The 11,132-nt window shown below is 64.4% G+C and carries 13 protein-coding genes; 8 read left to right on the top strand and 5 right to left on the bottom strand.

Annotated elements, in window-relative coordinates; genetic code table 11:
* The first annotated feature begins 314 nt into the window (after window positions 1-314).
* The 3 genes from BST27_RS28220 (at window position 315) to BST27_RS33300 (ending at window position 3,937) form a co-directional block, all read left to right on the top strand.
* Window positions 315-623 (top strand): DUF732 domain-containing protein, encoded by a 309-nt coding sequence (locus tag BST27_RS28220; RefSeq protein WP_170062383.1) that lies wholly within the window; start codon window positions 315-317, stop codon window positions 621-623.
* Window positions 624-752: 129 nt separating this feature from the next.
* Complete coding sequence (locus BST27_RS28225) at window positions 753-1,418, top strand: hypothetical protein (protein WP_069422215.1); 666 nt, start codon at window positions 753-755, stop codon at window positions 1,416-1,418.
* A 134-nt stretch (window positions 1,419-1,552) separates the two neighbouring features.
* The gene (locus tag BST27_RS33300; RefSeq protein WP_156789309.1) at window positions 1,553-3,937 is read left to right on the top strand and encodes a DUF7159 family protein; all 2,385 of its coding nucleotides are present in this window, start codon (window positions 1,553-1,555) and stop codon (window positions 3,935-3,937) included.
* A 24-nt stretch (window positions 3,938-3,961) separates the two neighbouring features.
* On the opposite strand, the gene BST27_RS28250 is transcribed toward BST27_RS33300, so the two are convergent.
* Window positions 3,962-4,801 carry a helix-turn-helix transcriptional regulator gene (locus tag BST27_RS28250; RefSeq protein ID WP_346243004.1) on the bottom strand — a complete coding sequence of 280 codons (840 nt, stop codon included), beginning with the start codon at window positions 4,799-4,801 and terminating at the stop codon, window positions 3,962-3,964.
* Window positions 4,802-4,855: 54 nt separating this feature from the next.
* On the opposite strand from BST27_RS28250, the gene BST27_RS28255 reads away from it, so the two are divergent.
* Window positions 4,856-5,527: a class I SAM-dependent methyltransferase gene (locus tag BST27_RS28255; RefSeq protein WP_069422220.1), complete on the top strand. Its 672-nt coding sequence runs from the start codon at window positions 4,856-4,858 to the stop codon at window positions 5,525-5,527.
* A complete protein-coding gene (mug, locus tag BST27_RS28260) occupies window positions 5,524-6,045 on the top strand; it encodes a G/U mismatch-specific DNA glycosylase (protein WP_069422213.1) in 522 nt (173 codons plus the stop codon). Before BST27_RS28255 ends, mug begins: the two co-directional genes overlap by 4 nt.
* A 34-nt stretch (window positions 6,046-6,079) precedes the next feature.
* On the opposite strand, the gene BST27_RS28265 is transcribed toward mug, so the two are convergent.
* Window positions 6,080-6,397 carry a DUF732 domain-containing protein gene (locus tag BST27_RS28265; protein ID WP_170062384.1) on the bottom strand — a complete coding sequence of 106 codons (318 nt, stop codon included), beginning with the start codon at window positions 6,395-6,397 and terminating at the stop codon, window positions 6,080-6,082.
* 59 nt (window positions 6,398-6,456) lie between these two features.
* Window positions 6,457-7,308 carry a helix-turn-helix domain-containing protein gene (locus tag BST27_RS28270; protein ID WP_069422211.1) on the bottom strand — a complete coding sequence of 284 codons (852 nt, stop codon included), beginning with the start codon at window positions 7,306-7,308 and terminating at the stop codon, window positions 6,457-6,459.
* A 223-nt stretch (window positions 7,309-7,531) separates the two neighbouring features.
* Here BST27_RS28270 and BST27_RS28275 point away from each other — a divergent pair, with 223 nt between their 5' ends.
* From BST27_RS28275 to BST27_RS28285, 3 genes are read left to right on the top strand one after another with little or no spacing between them, the layout of a single operon-like run.
* The gene (locus tag BST27_RS28275; RefSeq protein ID WP_069422210.1) at window positions 7,532-8,575 is read left to right on the top strand and encodes a zinc-binding dehydrogenase; all 1,044 of its coding nucleotides are present in this window, start codon (window positions 7,532-7,534) and stop codon (window positions 8,573-8,575) included.
* Window positions 8,572-8,982: a nuclear transport factor 2 family protein gene (locus BST27_RS28280; RefSeq protein ID WP_069422209.1), complete on the top strand. Its 411-nt coding sequence runs from the start codon at window positions 8,572-8,574 to the stop codon at window positions 8,980-8,982. Before BST27_RS28275 ends, BST27_RS28280 begins: the two co-directional genes overlap by 4 nt.
* The gene (locus tag BST27_RS28285; protein ID WP_069422208.1) at window positions 8,975-9,811 is read left to right on the top strand and encodes an SDR family NAD(P)-dependent oxidoreductase; all 837 of its coding nucleotides are present in this window, start codon (window positions 8,975-8,977) and stop codon (window positions 9,809-9,811) included. The genes BST27_RS28280 and BST27_RS28285 overlap by 8 nt, the downstream gene beginning before the upstream one ends.
* Window positions 9,812-9,818: 7 nt before the next feature.
* Here BST27_RS28285 and BST27_RS34680 read toward each other — a convergent pair whose 3' ends face one another.
* Together BST27_RS34680 and BST27_RS28290 are read right to left on the bottom strand one after the other, a co-directional pair.
* Window positions 9,819-9,953: a hypothetical protein gene (locus tag BST27_RS34680; RefSeq protein WP_264000486.1), complete on the bottom strand. Its 135-nt coding sequence runs from the start codon at window positions 9,951-9,953 to the stop codon at window positions 9,819-9,821.
* A 28-nt stretch (window positions 9,954-9,981) separates the two neighbouring features.
* The coding region (locus BST27_RS28290) for an MMPL family transporter (protein ID WP_170062385.1) at window positions 9,982-11,132 on the bottom strand (1,151 nt) is incomplete at its 5' end.

Raw genomic sequence — 11,132 nt, forward strand, 5'->3', positions numbered from 1 at the left:
CGCGATGATGCCCCGCCGACGCCGCACCCGCGCCCAAGACCGGGCCGCACGCATCAAGGCCGAACGCAAACGCAACCGCGACGCCCGCGCCAAAACCCGCACCATCAGCACGACCGGCGAAACCACAGCAGGCCCACCGCCGGACCCCGACGACGAACCACCCCCCTTCTAGCGGCGGGGCGTCGCAAACACTTCATCTGCAGGCATTCTGCAGTCGCTGCCGCACGGCCATGAAACCCGTACGTCGTCTTTATCGTTTCGAAAAATGGACAAACGGGAATGCGCGGGAAATCTTCCGGCGAAAGGAACCCGTCATGAGTTCGATCTTGCGATTCGTCGCCCCCTCTCTGGCCGCCCTGGCCAGCGGCGCTGTGTTGTGTTCCCCGACGGCGTCGGCCGACGCGAATAGCTTCCTCAGCGAACTGCGAACCAACAACGTCATGCTTCCCGGCAAGACGCCGGACCAGGTAGTGGCGGCGGGTTACCAGACGTGCAGTGACTTGCGCGGCGGTGCGTCCATCCTCGACGAGATGAGCAAGGTCGAAAAGCGATACGGCATCAGCAACGGAACGCTGTTCGTCAGCGCCGCGACGACCAATCTCTGCCCAGACTTCGCCGGCTGAGCCACGGGGGGACCTGCCTGATGTCCCGCTCCGTCCTCAAGAAAGTTCTTGTCGCGTGCTGTGTAGTCGGGTTGGTGGGCACCGGTTGCAGCAGCGGGACCAGTGCCAGCAAGCCGTCATCGGGTTCGAGTGCACCAACAAGCACTGACCTATGACCCGCCGGGGAACACCGAGGGCCAGGGTGACTGCCATCTGCTCGTCTTCGAACGTGACGAGCACAAGCTCTACGAGATCTACCAAGGCTCGAAAAAGGGCGATGCGATTGCGGCCGTGGGCTTTTTCGTCTGGAACCTGAACAAGTCCTATCCGGAGACTCTTCGTGGTGATCAGTGCACCAGCGCCGACGCAGCCGGATTCCCGATTGCCGCGTTGCTGCCCACCGCGGACGAAGTTGCCTCTGGCGCGGTCAATCACCCGCTTCGATTCATCCTTCCGAACAGTCACATGCGAGAGGGTGTTTTCGTGCGTCCGGCGACACACGCTGGCGGGCCGCAAAATTCCGACCCCAATGTCCCGCCGTACGGTGTGTGGCTTCGGCTGAAGGCCGACTTCGATGAATCGAAGTATTCGAAGTCGGAGCAGGTGATCCTCAAAGCGCTCAAGACCTACGGCATGCTGCTGTCGGACGGTGGCGAAGTTCCATTGACGTTCGCTGACGACCGTACGAGTACCGCGAAGTGGTCGAGCCTGGGAATCAAGGCTGACTCCTTCAACGACATCGGAGTCGACCAATTTGACGTCGTCGAACTCGGTTCCGACATCCCTCTCACATACGACTGCATCCGCAACCACTGAACCTCGCGCCGTCGAAGTCACAGCTGGTACCTAACTCTGACTAACGAAGCACACGCATTGCGGCGTTAGGTTGTCTTTCGCGAGCCTAACGAAGCGTGGAAGCGTAGCTCGCTAGCAAAGACAATTGGAGTAGCGTGGACATCGTAATCGGGCTATCGATGACACCTGCGGCAATCCATATGGTGCTGGTTGAGGGCGAAAACGCCGACGGCGTCACCGTCGAAACAGAAGAGCTCCAGGTCTCGAATACCTCCAACTCAGCAACTAATCAAGTGGTGGCTGCGATCCTGGGTACCCAGGCGGATGCGAACGAAGCCGGGCACCAGGTGTCCTCGATCGGGGTGACCTGGACCGACCAAATCGGGGCAGCCGCGTTGCGCGACGCGTTGACCGCGCACCGGGTGGACCAGGTCATGTTGGTCTCGGCGTTCCTGGCTGCCGCGGCATTGGCCCAGTCAGTTGGGCAGGAGAACGGCTACGAGCGCATTGCCATGCTCTTGGTCGAGCGCGACACCGCGACCTTGGCTGTTGTTGCCGCCGCCGACGGGGCGATCGATGACATACACAAGGAACCGCTGGACGCTCCCAACCGCATGGCGCAGCTGGCTCGGTTGGCCGCGGAGGCGGAGACGCTCGACACGCACCCTGAAGGCCTGTTCATCGTCGGTCCCGACGTCGACACCGCTTCGATGAAATGGCAACTACAGACGGCGACCTCGCTCACGATAGTTGTTCCCGAGGAACCAGAGACCGCTCTTGCGCGTGGGGCGGCATTGGCGTCCGCCCACCCGTCAACGGTCGCCTTCTACACTGAAGCCATTGCGTCCGATCATGATTCGGATACTGAGCCGATATTTTCCGGCGTGATGGCCGCCAGCTATGCGGATGGTCACGTTGCCTCTCCCGGTATCGATGGCGGCGACGACGAAAAGCTCGCCTACAGCGAAATACCGGATGAGGACAAGGACACCGAGGCCTTGACCGTGGTCTTGGACGCCGATGAAGAAACCAGCCTGAATGAGACACTGCAGCCGCGCAGGCCGATGCTGCTGCTGGGCAGCATCGCCGCAGTGGGTCTCATCAGCGCGGTGGTGGCACTGGAAGTTGCACTGGCGCTTGGCATCCGGGACACTGCCGTGGCTGTGCGGCCACTGCCGGGACAAAATTTCGTCTTCCCAACTGAGCAAGGGGCGCCGGGGCCGAATACTTCGGCACCGTCCCCCCAGCTGATCCAATTGATCGTCCCTGAGGTAAATCCGGTGCCGGTAAACGGGTTTGCGCCTCCTCAGCTGCCCGTCGCCGGAGCACCGGCGGATGCGACCGTGGCGATGCCGATTGTCTTTCCGCTGCCCGCGACGATGCCGGATACCATCGTGCCGGGTCGGGTGTCGCGTAGCTACCCCGACTATCCGCTCCTTGTTCCGTTGCCGATAACGCCGCCGCGCGGGTCTGTGGTTCCGGTTTCGCCTACTCTGCCGGTGGCACAGCCCTCGCCTTCGGCGACGGTTCCAGTGTCTTCGCCGTCGCCGACGGTTCCGGCTTCGCCGTCGTCGACCGTGCCGGCGACCTCGACGGTTCCGGCTTCGCCGTCGTCGACCGTGCCGGCGTCGTCGCCGAGCTCGACGGTCCCGGCTTCGCCGTCGTCGACGGTGCCGGCGTCGTCGCCGACCTCGACGGTTCCGGCTTCGCCGTCGTCGACGGTGCCGGCGTCGTCGCCCGCGCCGTCGACAATTCCGGCCTCACCGTCGCCTTCGGCTACGGTCCCGGTGTCGTCACCTCCGGCCACGACGGCGCCGGTCTCGCCCGCGCCGACAACGGTTCCGGTGTCGCAGCCGCCGGCCACGCGGCCGCCGGTTTCGCACCCACCGACCACCGTGCCGGTGGCCCACCCGCCGACGTACGTGCCGGCGGCGCCACCGCCCGTGTCCGTTCCGGAGCCGCAGACCCCGGTCGGTGTCCCGGCACCCGATACCCCACCAATTCCAGGCTCGCCAGGTCTGGACACCCCACCGGTGATTGGCGAACCGGTCCCGGATAGCCCGCCGGTCCCCGGCTTGCCAGGGGGGATACCGGGGCTGGGCATTCCGCCGGTAATTCCCCAACCGCCGCAGTCGGCCCCAGCACCGGTGCAGATTCCGTCGCCCCCCACCGGGGGAGGCGGACTGACCCCCGGTGGGGGAATTGCCCCCGGTGGGGGAGGTCTCCCCGGTGGGGGCATTGGCGGAGGCGGTCCCATCGGCGGTAGCCCGGGCGGCGGCTTTGGAGGCGGCTCCCTGGGCGGAGGCTCCATCGGAGGCGGCTCGATCGGCGGCGGCTCGATCGGTGGCGGTTCCATCGGTGGTGGCAGCTCGATCGGTGGTGGCAGCTCGATCGGCGGCGGCTCGATCGGTGGCGGCAGCTCGATCGGCGGCGGCTCGATTGGTGGTGGCAGCTCGATCGGCGGCGGCTCGATCGGTGGCGGTAGCTCGGGTGGCAGCTCCGGAGGCAGTTCGGGCGGCAGCTCCGGCCGCAGCAGGTAGCAGCCGGTCGACCGCGGGGCCTTGTTAAGCCTGTAGCCCCGGCGCGTCAGCGTGACGGCGATACGTCGACGGGGACTGGCCCCAGGTGTTCCTGAACGCCCGGGTGAATGAGCTCGCACTGTCGAAGCCGACCATGGTTGCTGCTTGAAGGACTGTCAGTTCAGGATCGGCAAGAAGTGCTGCGGCGCGCATCAGCCGTGCTTGTTGGGTGTACTCCCGCCACGTCATCTGCAAATCACGCTGGCACAACCGCCGCAGCGACCGGGGCGACATTCCGGCGGACGCTGCCGCGTTTTCAATTGTTATGCGGTCCAGATTGTTTCGCGTATGTTTGAGTGCCGCCGCGAGTTGCGGATGATGCGTGGTGGGCAGGCTGAAGGGGTGCTGGGCGTCGAGAAGCTCGGCCAGCAGTTCGGCGAAACAGTGGAAGTAGGCATCGGCTAGCGCGTCCGAAGATGGCCGGTTTATCGGCCAGCGGGCGGCATAACGGATCATTTCCCGGAGTAGCGGCGACACGGCGACGATCCCGGCACCACGATGGCCCGGTTGAATGAGCATCGGATGCAGAAATATCGACACCGACCGGACCCGCGTGTCGATCGTGCTGACATGCCCGAGGCCCGCTGGAATCCATGCGGCTTGTCGTGCGGACATGATGTAGGCGCAAGAGTCCGTCTCCACCTCGAGCACGCCCTGCAGGACATACTCCAATTGGTGGAGATCGTGCACATGCCGGGTAGTCGTCACCCGGTGGCCTTCGTAGACGAACGACCCGGCGATGGGTCGACCGCCCTGACGCATATCGACCATTTCCGGGCTGGCCGCTACGGACAAGGATGTGGCCGTTCGTGCAGAGAAAGTCATCAACCAACGATGGTACGACTAGGCATAGGTCAAGCCGAGAGGATCACCGAAGCCATGTCAGTGCAGTCATTTACACCAGCCGCCGGCAACCCCAAGTGGACGAAGTACTACGACGCGGTTATTGCCCTGGTGACACGCGAAAAGCGTTGGCGTTCTGAGGTGGTCCGCCAGCTTTCCCCGCGCCCAGGCGATGTCATCATCGATATCGGTTGTGGCACAGGGTCTTTAGCGGTGCTGCTGGAACGTGGCCAACCCGAAGCGCGGGTCATCGGCGTCGACCCCGACCCGGAGGTGCTCGACATCGCGCGGAAGAAGACGCGCGCAGCCCACGTCGATGTCGAATTCGTGCAGGCGATGGGGGACAAGGTCACCGAGCTGCTCGGAACTGGAATTGCGGACAAGGCGGTGTCCAGCCTCGTGCTGCATCAGTGTCCGGTGCCGATGAAAAGGGCAATCATCAGCAACATGTTGCAGGTGCTGCGGCCGGGCGGTGAACTCGTCATCGCAGATTTCGGTCTGCAACGCGGCGCTTTGATGCGACTGGGATTCCGGCTGGTGCAAATGGCCGACGGTAAGGAGGACACCCAACCCAATGCCGATGGGATCCTGCCGAAGTTGATCGAGGAGGCGGGCTTTCTGAATGTCCGTGAAGTATCGGTGATCCGAACGGCGTCCGGGTCCATCTCGATCTACCGGGCGCACCGTCCCGACGTCGGCCAGAGATGACCGGATCGACCGGATTCGACTCGGACATATTGGCCTACGGCCTCGACGTCGTCTTCTGCGGTATCAACCCCGCCGCGACCGCGGTGGCCGACGGTCACAACTTCTCCAACCGCAGCAACCGGTTCTGGCCCGTACTGCACCTTGCCGGCTTCACCGACGTGCGGCTACGGCCGCAGGACGAACGTCGCCTGCTCGAATACGGTTGTGGCATAACGGCCGTCGTCGCACGGGCTACCCAGCGGGCGGACGAGATCTCCGCGGAAGAATTTCGGCTGGCGCGTCCGGCGTTCGAAGCGAAGATGCGCCGCTACGCGCCGCGGACCATCGCGTTTCTGGGCAAGCGCGCCTTGGCGGCCATGACCGGCGCGTCCGACGTCGGGTGGGGCAGACACCCAGATCAGTTCGCCGAGGCAGCCGCCTGGGTCTTGCCCAACCCAAGTGGTCTGAACAGGAGCTTCACCCTCGACGCGTTAGTAGTTGCCTATGCCGAGCTTCGCCGGGCGGTACCCCGAGCGTGAATCGTGCGACGGCTCAGCGGCGCGTCGCGTCGTGTCACCCCGGGGCGCCGGCGAAGTCGGGGCACAGATTGGTGATGGCGGCGTTGACGAACGCCGTCCCGTCGGGAATGCCGTACCGCTGTTCGACGGCGCCGATCTCGTCGTGGACGGGAGCCCCCCGGCGCAGGTTGCTGCAGGTGAAGTAGCCCGCCGTAACCATCTCGGCCGCGGTCTTGCCGGGCAACTGGCTCTCGGTCGCGCGCAATTCGTTGAGGAAGCCGTTGCCGTCGGCTGATGCGCCCGGGGCGTACACGACGGCAGCTGCCGCAAGGGCGGCCAGGCCGGGCGCGACGATTCGCACAATCGATTTCACAGATTGGTCCTTTCGCAAGTGAACAGATCTTCGCGCATTCGGGCTGGTTAGCAAAGCTCTCACGAAATACGTTCGATCTCCGCCAGTAGGGCGGCGGCGGTGGCCTGAATCTCCGCAGCCGACATCGGCCGCAGGGGATGGACGGCGAGCGCAAACTGGATCTGACGGTCGCGATCCAGCACGGGTGCGGAGATGGTCGCGATCGGTGCGTGGTCGTGCGTCGCAGCATCCGGATCGATACCGGCCGCGGTGAATTCGACCCGCAACCGATCGATGATGGGACGCACGCCGGTCGGCACCGCCGACAACGTGCCGAGCACCTGGGCGGCCTGAGCGAGCGCGGGGGTCAGCCAATCGATGTCGTAGCCGCGCGCACGAGTCTCTGCCAAGACGTCGCGTAGTCGTTGGGCCAACGTGGCATCGTCGGCGGCGCCGCACTGTACCCACGCCTGTTGCGATTCCTCGTTGTCCCAGGCCGCGAAAGCCACCCCGAACGGCGGGGTGTACGGAATTCGCTCGTGGATCGGTGCGACGACGACGCTGTCTGCGGGGCGTTCGAACGCGGTGAGGACCAGGTCCTCGCCGGCCCTTTCCACCACCGAGGCCGGCATTTCGGTGGTCGCGACAAGTCGGCGTGCAGCCTCCCGCCCGACGAGCGCGGTCGGGCGGGCATGGTCGAGTTGTGCCGCGATGAGCGCCAGCGCGGGACCGAGTGCGAACACCTTGGTGGCCGGATCACGGGTGATCCAGCCACGGTCGGTCAACGTCTTCAGGATCGCGTGGGCGGTCGCTTGGTTCAGTCCGAGTTCGCGCGCGATATCGGAGAATCGCCACTTGCGCTCACCCGACCGGCTGAGCAGTTCCACTACGTCAACCACCCGAGTCGTCGGGGCCGACGTCGTTCCGCGCACCCTTGACTCCTGATCAGCGGCTCTTTACATTGAATCGATAGTTTGAGACAAGTATCTCGATTATTCGATAAATTGCCAAACTGTAGCGCGTTGAGTGTGGGGCGTCCGGCCCTTCGATTGTCTCGGCGGGTGCATAGGCCACACGTTCGGCGGCAGGCGGGACGGCGGGACGGCGGCGCCGGCGCAGGGTCGCTGACAGGCGGGAAGGAAGCCGTTGCGCGCAGTGGTATTACGAGGCGGCAAGCTCACCGTCAGGGAAACCGCCGATCCGATTCCAGGTCCCGGCGACTTGCTACTCAGGACGCTGAGCACGGCGATCTGTGCTTCCGACGTGCACTACATGGACCATCCCGAGCTCGCGATCGACGACCCGACCGGACGGTCGCTGTATGACCCCGACGTCGACATCGTCATGGGACACGAGTTCGTCGGCGAAGTCATCGGTCATGGGCCCGGCTGCACCGACGCGTTCCCGCTCGGAACGCGGGTGACGTCGATCCCGATCCGCCTGGTCGACGGCGGTGCGGGTGGCCTGCGCATCATCGGGCAGCATCCCGAGGCGCAGGGCAGTTTCGGCGAACTATTGGTGGTATCGGAGGCGGTCGCGCGCGCGGTCGAAGGCGCGGTCTCCAGCGACGCCGTGAGTCTTGTCGACGCCTTCGCCGTCGGGGAGTTCTACGTGCGTTCGGCTCGTCTGGAACCCGGTGAAGTCCCAATAGTGGTGGGCGCGGGAGCAATCGGGTTATCCGCGGTGGCCGCGTTGTCCAGTCGTGGCATCGAACCCATCATCGTGTCCGACCTGAAGCCGGAGCGCCGCGAGTTGGCCCGAGCCCACTTTGGAGCGCACATATTGGTCGATCCGTCGGAACAGTCCGTGTTCGACGCCTTCCGCAAGGCGCGGGCGGAATACCATCTCGGCGGATCCGCGGTGGTATTCGAATGTGTTGGCGCACCGGGCCTCATCGACCGACTCGCGGCCGAAGCGGAGTTCTCCTCACGCATTTACTGCGCCGGCGGTTGGTACACCGGGGACACCTTGAACATCACCGAAGCGACCCGCAACGGGCTCACCCTGCAATTCGGCGGCGGGCCGATGCCGCAGGACTGGTACGGGGTGCTCGACGCCGTCGTCGAGGGACGCCTCGACCCGCTGCCCAGTGTGGGGCGGATCATCGGTCTCGACGACGTGCCCGAGGCGCTGGAGCAGACCCGCCGATCCGAGGGACCTCCCCGCGTCGTGATCCACCCGAACGGAGATGTCAAATGACCAACGATCGCGACGAGATCTTCGATCTGACCGTGCGGTATGCGACCGCCATCGACACCCGCCAATACCAGCTTCTGGCAGAGGTTTTCACCGCCGATGCCGAAGTGGACTACGGTGAGATCGGCCAGTGGACAAGTGCGGAGCAGGTGGTGCAGTTCATGGAGGCCGTTCATGTCGGTGCCGCCCACACCATGCACCGGATGTCCAACCAGGCCATCGAAATAATCGGCGACACAGCCAAAGCCAGAACCTACATCGACGCACTGATCCTCACCGACAACGGATCCGGCGTTAACGCCGTCGGCTATTACGACGATCATGTCGTGCGCACCGACGCGGGCTGGCGCATCGCACGCCGCAAGTTCACCTCGGTCCGCATCGGCACCGTGGCAGCCACAAATGGGTGAGTTCGCCGACAAGTACGGCCCGTGGGCAATCATTGTCGGCGCGTCCGATGGTGTCGGGGCGCTGTTCGCCGAACGGGTCGCGGTGAACGGGGTGAACGTCGTGCTAGTGGCCCGTCGCCGGCATGTGCTGGAAGAGGTGGCCGCTGGCATCGGCGAGCGCACCGGGGTCGCGACCCGGACCTTGGCGGTGGACCTCACGGCACCGGACGCCGCGAACGTGATCATCGACAACACCGCGGACCTCGAAGTCGGCATGCTGGTGTACTGCGCTGGCGGCGACCCGAATTATCAACCGTTCCTTGCGAATCCGGTTTCCGCCGGCGAGGCGCTACTGCGGCGCAACTGCTTGGTGATGATGCAGCTCTGCCACCACTACGCGGCACCCATGGTCGGACGAGGTCGTGGCGGCATCGTCAACTTCACTTCGGGCGCGGCGCTGGCCGGTGGTCCCAACATGGTTGCGTACGGCGCCACCAAGGCTTTCGACCTGGTCTTCACGGAAGGCCTCTGGACGGAACTGCACGCCAAGGGTGTCGACGTGCTCGCCCTGGTCCTGGGTAAGACCGATACGCCATCGTTGCGTCAACTCGAATACCGCCGAGGCCAGATCTCCTCCATGGACGAAGTCCCGAAGGGCGCCGTGCCCGCGGCGGGGGTCATTGACGACGCGTTCGATAACCTCGCCAATGGGCCGACACTGATGGTTGGTCCCGAGATGCGAATGGCCGCAGAGGTATTCAAATCACTCTCTCGAAATGAGGCGGTAAATCTGGTCATGCAGGCCAGCGCGGCCATGATGGGTCCGACAAACGCTTCAGACGGCTCCTAGTTGCCGTTCACTCTTTTCGGCGGCCCCACACGGCGACGATCATGCCGCCCCGGTAGAGGAACGCGGGGTCTTCGAAGGCGCGCCGTGCGTAGGACGCGTCGGACTCCGTCACGACGCCGCTGGCGACCATGGCGTCATCCATGGGCGCAAAGGATAATTTGCGACGTCGATCAGGTCGAGCCAACTGCGGCCGCCGCCGTCGATGGAGATCGCTGCCGGAGCGGACGCTGGCGCACGAACGTCGGCCACCAAAACCACGGACCGAGGATGCGCATGATGCACGGCACGACGAACGAACGCACGATCAGGGTGTCGAGCAACAGTCCGATGCAGACGGTGGACCCGACCTGACCGATCGTCCTGAGATCGCTGGCGAGCATCGCCAGCATGGTGAAGGCGAAGACCAACCCGGCTGACGTCACCACACCGCCCGTGCTGCCGAGCGCTCGGATGAGACCGGTGTGCAACCCGGCATGTATCTCTTCCTTCACTCGGGCGATCAACAGCAGGTTGTAGTCCGAGCCCACCGCCACCAGGATGATGAAGGTCAGCGGCAACACCAGCCAGTGCAGGTGCAGGCCGATGAGATGCTGCCAGACCAGCACGGAGAGTCCGAACGCCCCAGCGTACGAGAACGCGACCGTGGCCGGAATTACCAAGGCTGCCAACAGACTTCGGGTGATGAACAGCATGATCAGGAAGATCAGCACGAAGGCGGCGATCGCCGCGATAAGCAGGTCCGACATGGCGTACTGCTTGATGTCCTTGTCGTTGGATCCGGAGCCGCCGATGTAGACCCGCGCGCCGGCGAGCGAAGTCTCTTTCAGCACAGTCGTTATCGCGGTCGGGAAGGCATTCACATGCTCCACGCCCTCCGGTCCCATCGCATCGCCTTCGTGGGTGACGATGAAGCGCGCGGCCTTGCCGTCCGGCGACATCATCAACGTCATGCCGATCTTGACGTCCTCGTTGTCGAAGCCCTCCCTGGGGATGTAGAAGTAGTCGTCGCTGCGTGAGCGGTCAAAGTCGTTGCCCACGTTGATCAAGTCGTCATAGGTCTGGTCGGTCTGCGTGGACTGCAGATCCGCTGAACCGTAGTTGTTGACCAGAAGCGCCTGGATGGCCGCGGTGTCGTTTCGCATGACCTTCATCTGCGTGATCATCTGCGGAAGCAGTCTGTCGATGACTTCCAGCGAGGCCACCGCGTCCTTGATGTCCGCGGCCATGTGGTCGAGGCCGTCGAGCCTCGATTTTTCGTCGAGGGTGATTTCGGTCGGACTTGGCGATGGGGTGCGTGGTGTCTGGGGTTTGTGTGGTTTAG

Origin of the sequence: Mycobacterium intermedium, assembly GCF_002086275.1 — a bacterium.
Taxonomy (GTDB): Bacteria; Actinomycetota; Actinomycetes; order Mycobacteriales; family Mycobacteriaceae; genus Mycobacterium; species Mycobacterium intermedium.

Excerpts from the sequence above, each read along its gene's own strand:
- BST27_RS28285 (WP_069422208.1), top strand. The coding sequence starts at position 8,975 with ATGGGTGAGTTCGCCGACAAGTACGGCCCGTGGGCAATCATTGTCGGC.
- BST27_RS28250 (WP_346243004.1), bottom strand. The coding sequence starts at position 4,801 with ATGACTTTCTCTGCACGAACGGCCACATCCTTGTCCGTAGCGGCCAGC.
- BST27_RS28220 (WP_170062383.1), top strand. The coding sequence starts at position 315 with ATGAGTTCGATCTTGCGATTCGTCGCCCCCTCTCTGGCCGCCCTGGCC.
- mug (WP_069422213.1), top strand. The coding sequence starts at position 5,524 with ATGACCGGATCGACCGGATTCGACTCGGACATATTGGCCTACGGCCTC.
- BST27_RS28280 (WP_069422209.1), top strand. The coding sequence starts at position 8,572 with ATGACCAACGATCGCGACGAGATCTTCGATCTGACCGTGCGGTATGCG.
- BST27_RS28255 (WP_069422220.1), top strand. The coding sequence starts at position 4,856 with ATGTCAGTGCAGTCATTTACACCAGCCGCCGGCAACCCCAAGTGGACG.
- BST27_RS34680 (WP_264000486.1), bottom strand. The coding sequence starts at position 9,953 with ATGGATGACGCCATGGTCGCCAGCGGCGTCGTGACGGAGTCCGACGCG.